This window comes from Flavobacteriales bacterium (genome assembly GCA_016712535.1).
In the GTDB taxonomy this organism is placed as follows: domain Bacteria; phylum Bacteroidota; class Bacteroidia; order Flavobacteriales_F; family PHOS-HE28; genus PHOS-HE28.
Window position 1 is genome coordinate 1519221 of record JADJQW010000002.1, and the last position, 18213, is coordinate 1537433.

At 59.1% G+C, this 18213-nt stretch carries 11 protein-coding genes; 9 read left to right on the forward strand and 2 right to left on the reverse strand.

What is annotated here, in order from left to right; genetic code table 11:
• Window positions 1-39 precede the first annotated feature (39 nt).
• Together IPK70_06180 and IPK70_06185 are read left to right on the forward strand one after the other, a co-directional pair.
• Complete coding sequence (locus tag IPK70_06180; protein MBK8226747.1) at window positions 40-2472, forward strand: hypothetical protein; 2433 nt, start codon at window positions 40-42, stop codon at window positions 2470-2472.
• A gap of 518 nt (window positions 2473-2990) precedes the next feature.
• Window positions 2991-7157, forward strand: a complete 4167-nt coding sequence (locus tag IPK70_06185) for an ATP-binding protein (GenBank protein ID MBK8226748.1) — start codon at window positions 2991-2993, stop codon at window positions 7155-7157.
• 328 nt (window positions 7158-7485) lie between these two features.
• Here the strand turns inward: IPK70_06185 and IPK70_06190 are convergent, their stop codons facing one another.
• Window positions 7486-8103: a fibronectin type III domain-containing protein gene (locus IPK70_06190; GenBank protein ID MBK8226749.1), complete on the reverse strand. Its 618-nt coding sequence runs from the start codon at window positions 8101-8103 to the stop codon at window positions 7486-7488.
• A 765-nt stretch (window positions 8104-8868) separates the two neighbouring features.
• Here IPK70_06190 and IPK70_06195 point away from each other — a divergent pair.
• The 5 genes from IPK70_06195 (at window position 8869) to IPK70_06215 (ending at window position 16055) form a co-directional block, all read left to right on the forward strand.
• The gene (locus IPK70_06195; protein MBK8226750.1) at window positions 8869-9465 is read left to right on the forward strand and encodes a hypothetical protein; all 597 of its coding nucleotides are present in this window, start codon (window positions 8869-8871) and stop codon (window positions 9463-9465) included.
• Between the two features lie 936 nt (window positions 9466-10401).
• Window positions 10402-12780 carry a DEAD/DEAH box helicase family protein gene (locus IPK70_06200; GenBank protein ID MBK8226751.1) on the forward strand — a complete coding sequence of 793 codons (2379 nt, stop codon included), beginning with the start codon at window positions 10402-10404 and terminating at the stop codon, window positions 12778-12780.
• Window positions 12781-12786: 6 nt separating this feature from the next.
• On the forward strand, window positions 12787-14781 hold the full coding sequence (locus IPK70_06205) for an N-6 DNA methylase (protein MBK8226752.1): 1995 nt from the start codon (window positions 12787-12789) through the stop codon (window positions 14779-14781).
• Window positions 14782-14910: 129 nt separating this feature from the next.
• Window positions 14911-15180, forward strand: a complete 270-nt coding sequence (locus IPK70_06210) for a hypothetical protein (GenBank protein MBK8226753.1) — start codon at window positions 14911-14913, stop codon at window positions 15178-15180.
• A 608-nt stretch (window positions 15181-15788) separates the two neighbouring features.
• Complete coding sequence (locus IPK70_06215) at window positions 15789-16055, forward strand: hypothetical protein (GenBank protein MBK8226754.1); 267 nt, start codon at window positions 15789-15791, stop codon at window positions 16053-16055.
• Window positions 16056-16058: 3 nt separating this feature from the next.
• Here IPK70_06215 and IPK70_06220 read toward each other — a convergent pair whose 3' ends face one another.
• The gene (locus IPK70_06220; GenBank protein MBK8226755.1) at window positions 16059-16817 is read right to left on the reverse strand and encodes a hypothetical protein; all 759 of its coding nucleotides are present in this window, start codon (window positions 16815-16817) and stop codon (window positions 16059-16061) included.
• A gap of 231 nt (window positions 16818-17048) precedes the next feature.
• Here IPK70_06220 and IPK70_06225 point away from each other — a divergent pair, with 231 nt between their 5' ends.
• On the forward strand, window positions 17049-17702 hold the full coding sequence (locus tag IPK70_06225; protein ID MBK8226756.1) for a hypothetical protein: 654 nt from the start codon (window positions 17049-17051) through the stop codon (window positions 17700-17702).
• A 137-nt stretch (window positions 17703-17839) separates the two neighbouring features.
• Complete coding sequence (locus IPK70_06230) at window positions 17840-18178, forward strand: hypothetical protein (protein ID MBK8226757.1); 339 nt, start codon at window positions 17840-17842, stop codon at window positions 18176-18178.
• Window positions 18179-18213 lie beyond the last annotated feature (35 nt).

Sequence of the window (18213 nt, forward strand, 5' to 3'; positions counted from 1 at the left end):
GCGATCCGTTCGATAGCTTCGGACCTGCATCGGCGAGACATGTCGCAACGGATCATACCAGCCCTTGCCGGCGCAGTGCTTCATCTGTGCATGGGTGCGGCGCATGCCCAGGTCCGGCTCGCTTCGTTGTGGCTCGAGGGCACCACCTATTACTACTACAGCTGGCACAGCTCCACGGGCGCCATCGACACGCTCTGGCGCTTCAAGGCCAATGCCGATGCCCACCTCTTGGGCCGGGGCCGGCTGGCCATGGGCACCGATGGCCTGCTCTACGGCACCGGCGACGGAGGCGAATGGCTGCGCGGCGCGCTCTTCAGCGCGGACACGGCCCTGGGGGCCATCACGGCGCACTATGCCTTCAACGATGTGTCCAACGGGTCCATGCCGCATCCGGACCTGTACCACTTGGGCAATAACCTCTTCCTGGGCACCACGACCGAAGGCGGCGAGAACGGAACGGGTGTGGTGTACTCCTACGATGCGACCGCAGGCACCTACACGAATCTGCTCGACCTGCCTGCTGTTTGGCCGACTACCCAGCTCACGTTGATGCACACCGATGGCCACCTCTACCTCTATGGTGGATCGAGCGTTCACCGCTATGACGTAGCGCAGAACTCGCTCACCACGGAGTTGCAGTTGACCTTCGCGCAAGGAGGCACCAACATCCGCGACATGATCTCGCAGCCGGATGGATCGATCCTGATGGCGTGCGTGGTGGCCACGGGCACCAACGGCCGCATCTACCGCTATGAGCCCGGCTCGGGCGTGGTCGATACCTGGTACGAGTTCGTGTACAACGCGTCGCCCACATCAGTGCCCAGCTATCCCGTGGCGCTGAGCCGCAACGCCGCCGATGGCCTGCTGTACGTGAGTTGCATCCGCGGCGGCCCCAGCATGCGGGGCGGCCTGGTGCGCATCAACCCGATGATCAACCAGCGCGTGGACCTGCACTATTACACAGGGCAGGGCGAGGACCTCCACGACCTCCATTGGGCAGGCAGCGATACGCTGCTGGTGACCGTGAACGGGTACAGCACGGAGGAGGTCTATTACCATCGCCACATCCGCGGGGGCGCCACCACTACCGTGCTGCACGACCAGACCGGCGTCGACCTGGCCTCGCGCCTCCATTACGCGGGGCAGCGCGCGTATCATTTCGTGAGCCTCGTGGACCACTACACCGAGCAGGAGCTCAGGCGCTGGGATTGGATCGCCGCGGACATGGACACGCTGGACGTGCTCCGCTTCGAGCCGGTCGGGACAGTGAGCCACGACCTCTCCGTGCGCCCGGATGGCAGCGCCCTGCTGATCACCTCCTCGTACTGGGACCGGAAATTCCTGTTGAGCTACGATCCGCTGGCCGGCACCATGGACACGCTTGCCACAGCCGACCGCTCAGCGGGCTTCCAGGGCTTCATGCCCTTGGTCCAGGGCGATAGCCTGCTCTTAGGCTTCGATGTCCGTCCGCTCTCGCCCAATTGGTTTCTGTACCGATGGGACCTCGCCACCGGCGTGCACGATTCCATCGCACCCTTCCCCGTGAACTGGATGCCGATAACCCGCCTCATCGCCGCGGGCAACGGCCTGTACTACTGCGGCGGCTCATCGGGCACCATCAGCGGCTTCTTCAAGGTGGACCTTGCAGCGCCCAGCGTGGAGCTGGTGCACACCTTCACCACCGCCCAAGGGCATTGGATCAATGAGGACCTGCTGCTCGCCAGCAATGGCAAGCTCTACGGCACGGCGCGCTTCGGCGGGATCAACAATCGGGGCACGCTCTTCAGCTACGACCCCGCACAAGAGCAATTCGAGCTGATCCACCAATTCCCCGTCGGCAACCAAGGTCCGGTCGACCGCCTCTATGAACGCACCGAGGGCGGCCAGCAAGTGCTCATCGGCTTCACCGAGCTGTCGCCCGGTCGCGCCTACCGCCTCGACCTGGGCACGAATGCGTTCACCTGGCTCACGCCCGTGAACACCCCCGGCTGCAACTACTCGTGGAGCGCGCGCTGGCGCCTGGCCAGCGATGGACAGCTCTACAGCCTGAACATCGACCAAGGCGTGCCCTTGGAGAATGCCCGCTTCCATCGCGTGGACCCCTCGACCGGCGCAGTCACCTGCCTGCAGCCGTATGACATCGGCTATGGCAGCGGCGACGTCGAGATGATCGACTTCACGGAGATCGATGGCGCGATGCCGCTCACCGCGCCCGTTCAAGCCACGGAGGCGGAGCAGGCGCTGGTGGTGGAGCAGCTTGCCGCAGGCGCCTGGTTCACCTGGTCGGGACAGGATGCCACCACCGGCTTCCAGCTCTTCGATGCGCTCGGCCGATGCATCCTGCAGCGCAGCCTCAACGGCACGCGCCGCTGGTTCGTGGAGGCCAGCGAACTACCCCATGGGCTCTTCATCGGCGCTGTGCTCTGCGCCGATGGCACCCAAGCCCTTGCGAAGGGCGCAAGGCTGCGATAGGGACCGGCACCTGTACTGGACAAGGTGAGGGCTGGGGTGCATGTTTCTATGCTGCCTCCGTCTCAGCAGCTTTTCAGCGCCTAAGCCCCAGCAGGGACTTCCGCAAACGCCGCCCCAACGAACACCTCCGCTTTGGTCTGCCGACCTAGGTTTCATGCGGCCTCGAGGATTATCGCCATGAACTTCCATTCCTCGATGATGACGGTGCCGCAGGCTTGTCTGCCGACGCAGGGTCCGCCCGCCACGGACTAGCCCATGCGCGGCGAGACTCATGAGAAAAACCGGACTACATACCTTCGACAAAGACCTTTAAGGGAAAAAGAACGGACAGAATCGCGCAAACCGATATTTTCATCGGCCCATGTAAACCACGACCAAACTCGTGCGCAGAAGTTCTCCACCGTTCATGGGCTGGCCATCCAACACGACCACCACGAAATCACACAGCGTCTACCTATGTGTTGAGAACATTGAGCGCACTACAAGACTCACTAATCCTAACCTCGACAACTCATCCAATGCGCAGCATTATCCGAGACATCTACATCAAACTACCCCGGTACCGCTTCTACGATTCACCCTACCCGAAGTCCTATGGGGTTGACCCGAAGTACATGGTGCGCACGCGGGTCGAAGGCCAATTGCGCGCAAGGCTCACCAATAGCAATCGCAGCGGTTCAATACTGGTTAGCGGTTACCGCGGGGTTGGCAAAACCAGCATGGTGCGGAGGGTCCTACGTGACCTGAAGGATGCTCATTACGCGGAGAACGAGATCAAGGCGGCGACTTGGTTGGGTCGCCAATTCAAAGTCCTAAAGGAGCGCCTCTTCCCAAAGCGAAAGCTCTTCAACCCGCTTTTCATAGACATTGAAGTGAACTTGGCGCAGGATGAACTGGATGTGCGAACCATCCTGCGTGTGATGGCCACAGAGCTATTGCGCACGCTCATTAAGCTGGATAATCGTCCATCAAGCCGCAGGTACAATTGGCATCGCTTCCTGCGTTTCTCGATCGCTTCTGCCGCCTTAACAGCTATCTGGTTCTTTGCACCCGATACGCTCTCGTGGACTTGGCTTTGGAAGCCGGTCGATGATCCGTATGCATTCACGCATGAATTCAGGCAGGCCATCCTCAACTGGATGAATCTAGCGGTGAGGATCGGTGGGCCAATCGCTGCAGGCATCGTGACATTCAAAGCCGTGAAGAGCTTTCAGCGCGTGCGATCACCATATTACATGGAGCATTCGCTCGATCACCTCTGTGAACGCCTGCAAGACCTGATCGAACGCATTTCCTCTTCCGTTGACGAGGAACGGCAAACCGGGATCACGCCCTCGTCTACCATTCCTCTTTCCATGTTCCGTCGCAAGCGCAGAGCCTTCCCAATGGCCAGCATCAAGGAGATTGAGCTGGAGCTCATCGACATCATGGAGCGCTTCGGCCGGCTTGACAATGATCCGTTTCCAAGGAAGAGGGTGAACCATGCCCGTGCGCATGAATTCAACAAGCGCTACCTCGTCTTCGTGGTCGATGAGTTGGACAAACTGGTGCCACGCGGATTCAAATCGGTTTGGGACAAGGAACGCGAGGATCCCACGGACGACGCGGGGCCTGGCGCAACCCAGCCTGGACTGGGCCCCAAGGGCAGCGACCTGTATCGCGAGCGACAAGAAGCAGTGGCCACGCTCTTCGCTAATCTGAAGCACTTCCTCAACGTGGCCCAGGCCAAGTTCATCTTCATCGGAGGACATGACCTGTATGACGGTGTTCAGGCTGACACCTCTGACCGCGACCCCTTCTTCGGAAGCATCTTCAACCAGGTGATCTATGTGCCAACTCTGCTCAAGGAAGAGCAATCGAACGCTCATGGGCCGGTGCGCGGACTGGCTTCAACCGTTGAGCGATTCATCGCCGAGGCCATTCTTACGGAAGAACAATTGACGGGCGCGGAGAAGAAAAGCGAGCTCAGCTCCTTGCGACACGTGCAGGATGCCCTATTCGCAACGGGCACGCTGCCAAACACCATGGTTCTCCCAATTCAACAGGCCCTACAGAACCTTGGTATCTACCTCACCTTCCGCAGCAATGGCAGCACCAAGAAGCTAGTGCAACTATTCGAACGTTCCGTTCAGGAACTCACGAAAGCGCAGATCGAACGAATGGCCAGTACTGGCGCCTTCATTTCAGGTCGTCCGTTCAATCCTGATGTACCAGCCAGTTCCGTAGTCACTAGTACTGACGGAGATGCGAATGAGGGCCTCTACCTGCGGCTGAGCCCCATCGATCAGCATGCACATGGCCTGCTCACCCACATCTACCGGCCCTTCCTCTCAGAGCTATCGCGCTACTACAGCGCGCTGAACGACAAGAACCTGGTCTCCTTCACCTACCTGCTCGACCACTTATTCAAATACCACAGCACTGCTTTCAGCTTCTTCCACCTGCAGCTCACGCCCGAGATCATCGCGGTGGATAAGATTCCCGACTTTCACAAGTTCATGGACGACACCGTCCAGCGCCTGAGCGCGAACAGCATCCGTCAAGTGGACAACGGCCTCTTCGGCTTCCAATTCTACACGAAGCTCTACAACGAAATCTCTGTGCTGACGAAGATCAGCGACCTCGATTCGGCTGCGCTGAACTTCAGCCTCGACGAATCACTTCCGGTGAAGCAACATTTCTACCGTCGCCTGAACCAGGCGCAGCAAATGAGCGACGCCGACCGGAAGGACCGGAAGCTGAGCCCGATGGCCATATCCAGCATCCATCACACCTTAGGTGACCTTCATTTCTTCGACCAGCAGCTCGACGACGCACTGGCGCAATACCGCGCCGCCACCCACCTCCTGGAAGACGATGTGGATGGCTGCCTGCGCGGCGCCGCACTCCCAGCGACTCGGATGCGGCGCGATATCATGAATCAATTCGTGAAGATCAAGCTGAAGGAAATCCTCTGCCTGGAGAAGATGAAGATCTTCGAAGTGGCGCTCGCCGTATCGACGCAGCTCACCCAGGACATCCTTCGCTATGTGAAGCAGTGGCAGCATTTGGGTACCAAGGACATCGGTAATTGGCGACTGCTCACATTGGCACTGGTGCATCGCCTGGCCCTCTTGGATAAGACCGCTCGGAAGGGCATAGAGGCCAAGGACCTTGCAGGTCTTGAGATGTACCTCTATCTAATCGGACAGGCCAACCGTACGCCCATGCACCGTCACATCCCACTCGAGGGTGCCGTTCATGAGCACTTGGGCACGGTGCTGTTCTATAGCGGCCTGGGCATTCCACAGCCACTGATAAACCTGCCCGCAATGGGTTCTGCCCGGGAAGCTTATGCACGGGCCTTAAGCATCGCCCTTTGGGGCAGGCGGCGGCTCGCCTTCCTCTCCAGCATCATCTGGGCAGACGTGCATGCTCTACCGGAGTTGGAGAAACCGAGGGCCCTGCATGTGGCGAACATTCTGTCGAAATACACGGACACCCTCATCGCCGACCGTGTCTTCGGTCCAATCGTTGTGCCCCGCATTCCAATGCGCTTCGAGTTCGAGGGAATCGACGTCTTACCACTGCTCAATCACAGCGTGCTCGGCGATATCACGGCGCACATCCTGGCAACCGCCAAGGCCTACCTGGTGGCTGACAGCTTGTTCCAGGCCGTCTTTCAAGTGAAGAAGCTGCTGCACCTTTTGCTTGAGCATGCTAACCGTAGCAGCAGCGCCGCGCTCCCAGTGGCCACCCTTGACGACCTATCCGACTGGGCCGTGAACGCTGTGCATGCCTACAATGGGCGAGTGGACACCATGCAGCTTGCCAAAGCCCGCGAACACCTGCAGCAGCATAGTGCCTCCGAGGATTGGCGCCTGTCAGCCCTCGTCTCCTATTCCCCCGAAGTCCGCGAGATCGAGCTCCTTCGGAACGAAGTCTACCTCAAAGCTGGCCTCATCGCAGGTGCCGCCATCCGGGACATGTATGAAGGAGAGATCGGCGAAGTGAGCTCCACCTTCACGCGTATGCGCATGCTCATGGTCTGCATACGCGTGAATTGGAGCATGCTCGACCCTTCCATCACGGCGCAATTCGGTTTTGGCGGCACGCCCACGGCAGCCACCGTCAGCAACCTGCACATCGCCCCCAATGTCCAAGCAGGTATGCTCGATGTGGTCCGCGATGCATTGCACGCGTGCTTCAGCCTCATGGATGGCGCGCAGCTCTACGGGACCGGTTTCGTTGCCAACCACTCCGTTCTGGGCAAGATCAAATCGCACTTGGGTGATTGGTGCCTGATCCTCCAGCGCATGAGCGCCGATCATCGCGCCACCATACTGCAGCAACTCCAGGTCCTGCTCGGCGACCGCTATTCAACCCGTGTCGACCCCATGATGTACTACAGTATGGCCATCGGGCATTTCCGCCGTGCAATCTCAATGCATGGCCGTGGCAAGGCTTACAGGCGTGTGATGAACGATATGTACCTGCTTGAGGATGACTACAAGGACAACTTCTATCATTTCTGTTGCGCCATGGAACGCATGCAGGTGAGCGATCCTGGGACAAGGGGCCACAATCAGCGTATTGAATGGCTGAAGCAACTGACAGGGCACCTTGCCGCACGCAATCCTGGTCGCAAGCACGTGCATGGCGTAGTTGGTCAACCCGGAACAGCCTCACCGGTCCGGTACGCTTGACCCCCTAGGAATGAAGATGCCCCAGCACCTTGGCTGGGGCTCTGCCTTGCATCGCGCACCATCACCGTATGCGCACTGATCATCATCGGCCCAAGATCCAGCCGCGCGCCAACTGGATGCCTGTGGGCGTGGCGGTGTATTGGCGCACCGCCCCGTAGCTGTGTGCGGCCATGCGGCGCACCGATGCAGTTGGTAATCGCCGCTTCCTTATCCCTTTCTTCCAACGCCAAGGCCCCCAGCACCCCGGTCTAGTGCCGGGGCCCGGGGGCCTTGTGCTTGTGAGCGTGTCACCCTGCTGCCGTCAGCGGGTGAGGCTGCGGGTCACGGCCTAGGCCGCGCGTCCGCTTACCACATCGCTGGCAGGACCCTCGCCGATACGGCCCAGGGCCGTTACGCGGAACGAGTAGAACTTGCCCGGCACCAGGTCGGTGATGCGCGTGCGGGTCTTGCTGCTCACGGCTACCATCGTCCATTTGGTGGGGTCGCCGGGGTCGGTGTCGTTGATGTACACCTGGTACATCCGCGCATCGTCCACCAGCTTCCACTTCAGTTCGACGCAGCCTTCGAAATCGCTTACGCGCACATCGAGGTCGGCGGGCGGGTCCAGGTGCGTGCTCGGCTCGGGCTGTTTGATCAGCTCGAAGCCGCTGCTCAGCGCCTTCTCCACATTGCCGTTGGTCACGTTGTTCACGTAAATGGCCAGGTTGCCCAGCAGGCTTCGCAAGGTGGCGGCGCGCTCGTTGCGGAGCGCGATCGCCGCCTTTGCGCGGCTCTCGGCATTGGCCACCGCGGTCACCAGCGCCTCGCGGGCGGCGGTGACTTCGGCGATCGGCGGGTTCGGGGTGGCGAAGAAGGCATTGCCTGTCATCTGGCCCTCCACGTACTCGCTCTTGGCGATGAGTGCCTCGGCGTTCAGCCGGTCCACTCCTGCTTTGATCGTTTTCATGGCATTTGCTTGTGTTCGTGGTCCTTCAGGTTCCGAGTGCTGTTGGTTCGCTCTGGCCTCGGCGCATCCGTTCGGCGGATCCCGCTGGCCAGGGGGTTGAATCGGAAAGCGGGGGTGCGCCGAATGCGGAAATGGAAGATTCTTGTTGAAAACGCCGCAAACCCGCGCGGGGCCTAGCTGTTTTTTTCGGGCGCAAGCGAGTGTTTTAACAAATCAGATACCTGATTCGACGAATGCTACTGGCCCGCAACCTCCTGGAGCGGCCGATTTAGGGTTCTTGTGCAGCACCTTTTCCGTTTTGTGCAGCACCTTCTCTCTTGAGTGCAGCACCTTTTCTTCTTCGAGCAGCACCTTTTCAGTTGAGTGCAGCACCTCTTCTTCTTAGTGCAGCGCCTTTTCCTTTCAGTGCAGCCCCTTTTCTTTTGAGTGCAGCCCCTTTTCTTTTGAGTGCAGCCCCTTTTCGTTTAAGTGCAGGACCTTTTTCCTTTAGGCCTGCCTTCACCACCTTTCCCTTGATGAACCCCGCGTCAATTCAGCGGGATTTCCGTCAATAGGCGGTCGTGCGTAGGAGCCTGCCCCGGGCGAAGACCCGGGGTGGACACCCACCGCACGCGGCACCCGCAAACTCAGATCCGCGCTGCCACCCAATGCGCATTGATCAGCTCGTGCCTGTGGTGGTTTCAACAATCGCCGTGGATAACTACCCGTCCAATTGTGGTTTTTTCACCTTGTTGACCCCCCTGTTCATAAGCGCTCCTTACGCCCATGCGCACCGCTGCCCTGGGCCTGGAGCTGACATGCCGCAACCCCGTGCCCGCCCACACCGAGCTCTACCTCTATTACCAGAACCGCCTGCTGCTGCCCCTGAGCCGCCGGCCCGGACGCCTGCTGGCGCCACGGCCCCTGACCAGGGCCCTGCGCCGGCTGCTAACTGAATGCAAGGAGCACATGCGCCAGCGCCTCCTGGCCCTGCCGCCCGGCCGCCAACGGCAAGCCGATGACCTGGCCAAGAGCTACAGCAAGTGGGAGGCCCGCGTGCACAAGGAGCACTTGGCCCGCCACCAGCAACGCCTGCCCAACACCTACCGCTTTGCCTGCTGGCACCTGCCGGCCTGTGCGGCCCACCGCCTCTGGCGCCAGCTCTACCCCCTGCCCGACACAGAGCCACAAGCCCCGGAGATCGCCCTGGTGGCCATTGTGCCGGTGAGCCCTTGCCTGCGCCTCACCGATGGCGGCATCGACCGCATGGCCGCTTACCTCCATGCCCCCAGCCGCTGGCTCGGCGGCCCCTGGCACCAAGTGCCGGACGACCGGATCACCGCATGCCTGTGGAACAAGCACCTATTGGTGAAGGTGGAGTAAGGGTGTTGCACTCCCGCGCAAGCGCTTCCGGAACGCGGGCACCGCGAAGCGGTGGGGCCCCGCGTATCCGGAATCTCACCAAGCCGTGCGGACCCTCTTTCTGGAACGCGGCCCCGCGTATCCGGAATCACACCAAGCCGTGCGGACCCTCTTTCTGGAACACGGCCCGGCGTATCCGGAATCTCACCAAGCTATGCGGACCCTCTTTCTGGAACACGGCCCGGCGTATCCGGAATCTCACCAAGCTGTGCGGACCCTCTTTCTGGAACGCGGCCCCGCGTATCCGGAATCTCACCAAGCTGTGCGGACCCTCTTTCTGGAACGCGGCCCCGCGTATCCGGAATCTCACCAAGCTGTGTGGACCCTCTTTCTGGAACGCGGCCCCGCGTATCCGGAATCTCACCAAGCTGTGTGGACCCTCTTCTTCCCACCCGAGAGCCCGGAAGGCCCAGAGGCCCTTTGGCCTTGGTGGAAGCTGGGGCTGTTCCTAGGCCTACTAGTCGGTTTGGGTATTTGGCCTTGGGCTGAGCGGCGCTGGGCTTTGTGGCTAGCGGCCCTGAGCTTCCGCGGTCACAGGCCAAGAGGTACAACCGTGCTCTTGGCCAGTGCGGGATCGCCAGCCTTTCCGTTCGGACTTGCTCGCATTCTTGTTTGCGACGGTCGATGGCATCGCCTCACGAGCTCGCGCGTCCGCAGCACGGGCCTAGGTTGTTGCGTGGAATGTTCAGGGCAATGGGGAATTGACAGAAGGCTTCCGATCTCGAACTCATTCGACCCATAGTGCCAGCGGCTCGTGGGACCATACGGCCACTTCATGGTATTGGCTAGTTGGGGCGTGGTAACCGGGTCTCAGCCAAAGTCGACCGGTTATCTGGCGTTCACCCTGGCAAGAATGATCTACTGGTGAATGTGGAGGCGATGGTACTTTGCCGGACGATGTCCGAAGCCTACGCCCGCATCCTCATCGACGAAGCCCTCAACGCTTCCGGCTGGGACTTGCACAATCCCAGGCAGGTGCGTTACGAGGTCACTGGAGTGGGCCGCTCGGACTACACCCTGCTCAACCACAAGGGTGCGCTGTGCATCGTCGAGGCGAAGGACCCGGAACTGGATCCATACGATGCGAAGGACCAGGCGCGCGGCTATGCCGAGAACCAGAAAGCGCCCTTCATCATCCTCAGCAACGGCACGGAACACTGGTTCTGGAACCACCGCCGCACGGACCGCGACGCCTACCGCATCGAGCGCTTCCCCTCCCCGCAGGACCTGGAGCGTTTGCTGCTGAAGGAGATGCAGCCGCCCCGCCCGCTCATGAGCGAGGTGATCGGGCCGGACTACCTGCGCGCGTTCAACAGCGGCATTACGGTCCGCAATTACCAGATCCGTGCGCTGGATGCCATCGGTAAGGAGTACGATGCGCAGCACAAGCGCCGCTTCCTGCTGGAGATGGCCACTGGCACGGGCAAGACGTTGTTGTGCGCCGCGCTCATCCGTCGCTTCCTGCAAACGCGCAACGCCGAGCGCGTACTCTTCATAGTGGACCGCATCGAACTGGCCAAGCAGACCATGGAGGACTTCGAGCGCTACCTGCCAGAGTACAAGCCCGTGCTGTACAAGACCGCGCGGCGCAAACCGGGTGAGCTGCTGGGCTCCAGCGTAGTGGTCGCCACGCTCCAAAGCCTGCAGGTGGACCGCCGTTACCGCACTGAGTTCACGCCCTTCTTCTTCGACCTGGTAGTGAACGATGAAGCGCACCGCAGCATCTACGGCGATGCCCGCGAGGTGGTGCAGTTCTTCCAAGGCACGCGCATCGGCCTCACCGCCACGCCCAAGGCCTACCTGAAGAACGTGGACCTGGAGCAGCTGGCCACCGAGAACCCCAAGGCCCTCGAAGCCCGCGAACTGCGCGACACCTACCACTACTTCGGCTGCGAGCCGGGCATCCCCACGTTCCGTTACGACCTGGTGGATGCCGTGAACGACCCCGAGGGTCCCTTCCTGTGCCTACCGAAGATCTTCGACCTGCGCAGCGATGTCACCACCCAGGCGCTGGAGGATGGCGGGTGGACCGTGACCATCAACGAGCAGGAGGAGAACTACAAGCTGAAGGACCTGGAGCGCAAGGTCTTCGTGCCTGCGCGCAACCGCCTGATGTGCGAGGCCTTCCTGGCCAACGCCCAGAAGCAGCCCGATGGCACCCTGGGCAAGAGCATCGTGTTCGCCGTGAACCAGAACCACGCCACGGCCCTCACCAAGTTGCTCAACGAGCTGATGCCCGGCAGCGCCATCACCATCACCAGCCGCATCCCCGGCGCGTCGGACATCGCCAAGGACTTCCGGGATGGCAAGCGGCCAGAGCGGATTGCCGTGAGCGTGGACATGCTCAGCACCGGCTACAACTGCCGCGACCTCCTGAACGTGGTGCTCATGCGGCCCATCTTCTCGCCCACCGAGTACATCCAGATCAAGGGGCGCGGCACCCGGCTTTACACCTTCACCGTGGGCCATGCCGAGTACGAGAAGAAGAACTTCTTCCTCATCGACTTCTGCGCCGTGGCCGAGTATTTCCAGGAGAAGTACGACTACACCGTGCCGCTGAGCGTGCCCGTACCTAAAGGCGAGCAGAAGGGCAGCGGCGCCGGCTACACCGAACCGGAGGATAGCGTGCCCGCCAGCCAGTTGGCCGCCGACGACAAGCCGCCCCTGCCCACGTGGGAAGGCCGCGATACCTTGGTGAACACTGCCGTGCGGGTGGTGGGCCGTGAAGGCGAGAAGGTGGATGTGCTCACCTTCCGTGGCAACTTCGAGCAGGACCTGAAGCAGTTCGCCGCCGAAACACCCGCCCTGCAGGAGGCGGTGAACGCCGAGGACGACGACGCCGTGGACAGCATCATGAACGAGGGTTTCTACCACAAGCCCGAGATGTACTACAGCCCGGACAAGCTGATCGTGAGCTACGGCGTGCCCGCCAGCACACCCGCCTTCGTGTACCACGCCCTGGGCAAGAAACCGCTGCCCAGCAAGGACGACCTCGTGGGCGATACCGTGGACAGCATCGCCGCCCGCTTCGACCTGCGCTACCGCGAACAGAAATGGCTGGCCGCCACCGCCCAACTTATCGTGGACGACCCAGAGGCCCTGAGCCAGTTCCTGCACGGCGACATGGGCTTCTTCCGCAAGAGCCAGTTCCAGCAACTGGGCGGGCTGGATGCGCTGGTGGCCTTCGAGCAGCGCGATGCCGTGTTCGATGCCCTTCGCCAAAGCATCATTGTGCGCCAGAACAGCTTGCTCATCAACCCCCAAGGCGAAGCCTGACGTGCCATGCGAGCACCTGTGAAAGAGAACCCCGAGTCGGTGAGCGCTCAGACCCTGAGCACACCCAGCAACTTCTTCAGCAGCGGCCTCCGCCAGAAGGTGGACCAGCTGATGGACATCCTGTGGAGCGGTGGTGTGAACAACCCCGCCACCAGCATCGAGCAGATCAGCTACCTGCTCTTCTTGCGCATGCTCACCGAGGAGGATGAGAAGCTGGCCCTGCTGGACAAGCGTCACAAGCGCCTCTTCAGCGGTGCGAGCAGCAAGTACGCCTGGGGCAACTTCGTCACCCTCACCGGCAAGGGCCTCTTCGATGCCGTGCGCGATGCCATCGAGCACCTGCACGAGCTGCCCAGCATGACGGAGACCGGCAAGCTCCTCTTCAGCCGCGCCACGCTGAAGATCTACGACTACCCCACCCTGCGCGCCGTGGTGCAGACCATCCACGAGATGGACCTGAGCGAGCACCACGGCATCGACCTGAAGGGCGACATGTACGAGTACCTGCTGGGCAAGATCGCGGCCAGCGGTACCAACGGGCAGTTCCGCACCCCGCGCCACATCATCGACACGATCGTGACCTTGGTCGATCCCAAACCGCACGAGCGCATTTGCGATCCGGCGGTGGGCACGGCAGGCTTTCTGGTGGCTGCCTTCCAGTATATCCTGCGGCAGCACAGCCGCAAGGCCGATGTGGACCGCGGCATCGTGGACGGCAGCTTGCTGAAGCCCGCCCAATGGAAGCACCTAGAGACCGATGCCTACACCGGCTTCGACAACGATGCGGACATGGTGAAGATCGGCATCCTCAACCTGTACCTGCACCGCCTGAAGCAGGCGCGGGTCGCACATTTCAACCCGCTCACTACCGGCTTTGCCAATGGCTACCCCGGCCAGTTGTGGGATGTGATGCTGGCCAACCCGCCCTTCAGCGGCAAGGTGCAGGCTGAGAGCATCCTCAGCGACCTGAACCACAAGCTGGACACGCGCAGTACCGAATTGCTATTTCTGAAGTGGTTCATTGACCACCTAGCTCCAGAAGGGCGAGCTGGTATTGTTGTACCCGAAGGTGTTGTACTAGGTCCAGATGCCGCAAGTAGAAAACTCCGTAAAACTCTTTTAGAGGAGAACCGTCTCGAAGCCGTAATTGCTCTACCTCCATTCTGCTTCAAACCTTATGCAAGCGTAGCGACCTACGCTCTCATCTTTAGAAAAGGTGGCAGCACTTCGCGCACATGGATGTACCAGGTCGAGAATGATGGATTTAGCGACGGCAGTCTTAGAACTCCAGTCGACTTGAATGACTTACCCGACTTGCTCCAAAAATGGGGCATTCGCGGCTCAGAAGAATACCAATCGGAACCCTCGAAACACGGTTGGGTATCGAGAGAGCAGATCATCGATGGTGACTTACCACTTGCACCTCGGTTATATCTGGCAAACAAGCCATCCCTTCACAATTACAAGACCGCAACTTTGGGTGAACTGTGTTCCATTACCAAAGGAACAACACCTGCATCCTCAAGCACACCAGGTCGATATCCATTGGTCACTACCGCCGAAGATCTAAGGTCGTCTCCATCATATCAGTTTGAAGACGACTGTATTTGCATTCCATTGGTTTCATCAACTGGTCATGGTCATGCGAGCATCAAGAGGATAACATATATGAATGGTCGCTTCGCAGCGGCTTCAATCATCGCTGTACTGCAAATCAAAGACCGATCGAAGCTATTGCCCAAATTCCTGCATATCTACCTGGAGGCCAACAAGGACACCCTATTAGTTCCCCTCATGAAGGGAGCAGCAAACGTATCCCTCGGCGTCCGGGCAATTTCATCTGTAGTTGTACCCATTCCAACACTTGCGGAACAGCAAGAGCTTATCAATGAGGTTGAAAATTACGATTACGAAATCGCACAGTTGAAGAACTCCCTGGCAGAAAAGAACGCTCAACGAGAACAAGCTCTTCGCTCATTTGCGAAACAGTTTAGTGATTAGATTAGTATCCGAAGGCCCGTTCGCAGAAGCGACACAGCTTTCCACTCAACACGAGGCCGAGGCGTTGTGGGGGAGCTTGCTGGGGGAGGTGTTCGGGTAAGCTTTGTCAGGTCATCAATCAACACAGGAATGAAAAAGTTGGTCAACATCAGTGTAGGCAGGACTGCGCAACAGGTAGCACCCCACGGCTGGCACGCCTCAGTCGCAACCGCCACTACTGGAACGGCAAACCGCGTGTCCAGCGGTGAATCTGAAATTCACAGCTCAAAGCAAACCGCGTGGGATTCAATACGCTCTCGCGTGGAAGCGCTCGACTACGAAAATGATGAAGTGCGCCTCAACGGTCAGTTGATGAACTCGGCCCAACAGGTCGTGCAAGCAGTTCAGCAGATCCCTTGAATCAGGATAGACTTTCACTGATTTGGAGCAGTACATCCAAAGCCACGGGCGCTTCTGGCATTTGACCGAAGCGCGCAACGTTGCGGAAATAAAGGCGAATGGTCTGCGACCATGCAATAGAGAGGTGTATACGCTTCGAGTTGATGATATGGGCATTTTCCAGGCAGTGATCAATACGCAACTGTTCGCCGTGGGCCAGGACGGGGAATGGGCCGTCATTCAACTCGTTGTCCGCCCGGGAGAAAGACCCCTATTCGAGTTCGCACCAGACAACATGCGAACACATGATTGGACCTGGCCTCTACACACCATCATTCGACCTTATAATGGCTCACTGAGTCCTGCGTCGGTCGAACGGATTTGTTTGTTCCGTTACGACGGCAACCTTGGTGCGCAGGTGTCCATGCAGGATCAGCTATGGAGGCAAAGACCGGAGTTCCTCGAAGGATTCGAGATGGCTTACACGCAGCATGATGGATCACGATATTCTGTGGACAGTAATGGAAACATCGTCGAACCCCGGCGATAATGGATCAATCTGACCAGCTCTTTAGGACCTACTTCACGCTTATATGGCCTGCCGAGCGGACATCTAACAGTACTATCCCATGAACCAGAAGAAGCTCTATATCTACCAACTGGCCGATTTCCTGCACTCGCACGGCATGACCATGAGCGGCGAGGAACTGGCAGCCCACTTGAATCGGAACAACTTCTTGACCAAGTACGGCACCACCTACAAGGGCAAGCGGGGCACGTACCGTTTGATCCGAGAAGTTTGGGCTTGGCTTGAGCACGACCTAAAGGCCAGGGAAGCCGCGAAGAAGGTGGCTACGGCATTCGTGAAGCCGGATGGAACGCACGCCTATGAATAGGATCTAAGGCTGCTGTGCTCCGCTCGTGCTTGTGGGCACCGTGCTAACCCCATTCGCACATGTCTTCATGTGCCGCCTGTAATTCTTGATCTCCTCTTGCTGCTGTGCCGCCCGAGCCATGATCGCCTTGTATATGTCCATGCAGTCGGCTACTTCGGTTCTGCATCGATCCTCAATGCTATCGTATTGGTGGGCATCATAGTGTTTCCATACTGAGGTTGCCCTATCCAAGGTGCTTCCAACTTGGTACTTCTGGTAGAGGTGTGCTTTTGACTTCGGATACGCCAGGTGCGGGCTGGTGACCTTGAACTGGGTGATCGCGAGGGTCGATAGGTCGATGCACCGTGCACCATAGAGGAGGCCGAACAGATCTTCCGCCTTGGCCAACTGATAGTGCAGGAGCCTGGCCATCAGCACCGGTACATCGCTGTGCGTGATGCCGATACCGGACAGGACCAGTGAGCAGGCATCCTTGGTCCGGCGTAAAGGCTCCCACTCTTGCACCAGATGGCGAAGGATGGCTGCAAGTACCGCCCGCTCCGTCTTGAGCTCCCACTCCCAGAACGCTTTGGGCGGCTGTGCTTCGCGCAACTTGCTGTAATAGGTCTGAAACGCACCGCCGATGATCTTGTGGCCCTCCTTGTACGGCGAATAGCTCATACCCCCTGAGCCTCGCGTGGCACGGTCCGTTTGAGGTACGTAGTACTCCAGGTCAAGGAAGATGACTTTGGTGTGCTTGTCAGGGAAGGAAAGGGTTGCCATGCCGTGGGCCAACCAAAGTCTATACCGTCTTCAACCGTGTCGGTGGGTCGGGCTCTGCGGGCTGCGCAAGGTGGACATGGACAAGAAACGAGGGTGGCGACCTGGGATTCTGCAACTGCACCCCATTGTACAGGTGCTGCCCCTGCGCCGCACGCCATGAAATACCGGTTGCGCCGGGACCAGGAGCTGCTCGATAGGGCGTATGGAAATATCAAGAAGTACTATTGAGCCATGAGCACTCCTATCGAGAGCATGTCACGTGATGATGTTCAGCGCTACATCGATCGCTTGATCGCGAAGCATGAACTGCTCAATGGCAAGATGAATAGGACAGTTCTGCTGCTTTTTGGCTTTGCGGCTTTGTACATCCTGGTCCAACGCTCCATAATCAGCCAACTGAATCTGGGCTACTTCAACCTCACCGACATGCAGTTGGTCCGCAGCTTGATCGGGCCGTTTTACGCTGCAAGCTGCCTCTACTTTGTTGTACTGGGGTATGAAATGTTCAAGGTGCGTAGCGTGCTCGGCAAGTTCATGGGTGAAGCCGATCCGTACGAACATAATAATGAGATTATGAATGCGCTGGATGTGCGGTCTGCCTTGTTGCCATTCGCCGTTTACGATTACTTCATTGAAGCGCCTTGGGACCGGCTGCCAAGGGTTGTTTCTGTTGTGGCCGCCATACTGTTCGTTGCTGCGTTCATGGCGCTTTCGCTGCCAGTGCTCTTCACTGCTTACATTCTGTGGCAGCAATGGACCGGAACATTGGGCATGCTGGGCAGTTTCTCAGCCATTGCTACGTCCATCCTCTTTGGGTTCACGTTGTTGATGCAGGGGCTTTATTTCTGGGTCACTCTTGAGGCATGGGTAGCATCGCGGAAATAGCTCATCACAGGATCGATAGTTAGATAGGATAGCATATGGCCAAGCGAGACGCAACAAAGGGATACAACACGAACCTGGCAGCCGAGTTCCACATGATGAGCCTGTTGCACCGCGCAGGCCTCAATGCGTACCTGAGCATGGGGAACAAGAAGGGCGTGGATATCCTCATTCAGAAGGAGGATGGGAGCATCCAGATAATCGAGGTGAAAGGTGTTGCGGCCAAGATGGATTGGATCGTCGGGAACAACGGCAGGTTACCCAAGGCCAAGAACCTGTTCTTCGCTTTGGTAAGCTACAATGGGATGATCGCATTGCTGGACCACGTACCGGACTTCTGGCTGGTGCCGAGCGAAGTACTGGCGAGGAAGGGGGGGTATGCCATTTCAAAGAATGGCAAGACCGTGTTTCTGCGGAATGCTCACATCCGGGCGAACTACCAGAAGCAACGGAATACCTTGGCAGCGTTGTATGAATAAGTGGATCGATAACCGGGAGGATGGCCTTGTCCATT

What these genes read in the sequence shown, in the direction of transcription:
- IPK70_06210 (MBK8226753.1), top strand. Translation starts at nt 14,911, where the DNA reads ATGAAAAAGTTGGTCAACATCAGTGTAGGCAGGACTGCGCAACAGGTA.
- IPK70_06180 (MBK8226747.1), top strand. Translation starts at nt 40, where the DNA reads ATGTCGCAACGGATCATACCAGCCCTTGCCGGCGCAGTGCTTCATCTG.
- IPK70_06205 (MBK8226752.1), top strand. Translation starts at nt 12,787, where the DNA reads ATGCGAGCACCTGTGAAAGAGAACCCCGAGTCGGTGAGCGCTCAGACC.
- IPK70_06185 (MBK8226748.1), top strand. Translation starts at nt 2,991, where the DNA reads ATGCGCAGCATTATCCGAGACATCTACATCAAACTACCCCGGTACCGC.
- IPK70_06200 (MBK8226751.1), top strand. Translation starts at nt 10,402, where the DNA reads ATGTCCGAAGCCTACGCCCGCATCCTCATCGACGAAGCCCTCAACGCT.
- IPK70_06220 (MBK8226755.1), bottom strand. Translation starts at nt 16,817, where the DNA reads ATGGCAACCCTTTCCTTCCCTGACAAGCACACCAAAGTCATCTTCCTT.
- IPK70_06195 (MBK8226750.1), top strand. Translation starts at nt 8,869, where the DNA reads ATGCGCACCGCTGCCCTGGGCCTGGAGCTGACATGCCGCAACCCCGTG.
- IPK70_06230 (MBK8226757.1), top strand. Translation starts at nt 17,840, where the DNA reads ATGGGGAACAAGAAGGGCGTGGATATCCTCATTCAGAAGGAGGATGGG.
- IPK70_06190 (MBK8226749.1), bottom strand. Translation starts at nt 8,103, where the DNA reads ATGAAAACGATCAAAGCAGGAGTGGACCGGCTGAACGCCGAGGCACTC.
- IPK70_06215 (MBK8226754.1), top strand. Translation starts at nt 15,789, where the DNA reads ATGAACCAGAAGAAGCTCTATATCTACCAACTGGCCGATTTCCTGCAC.
- IPK70_06225 (MBK8226756.1), top strand. Translation starts at nt 17,049, where the DNA reads ATGAGCACTCCTATCGAGAGCATGTCACGTGATGATGTTCAGCGCTAC.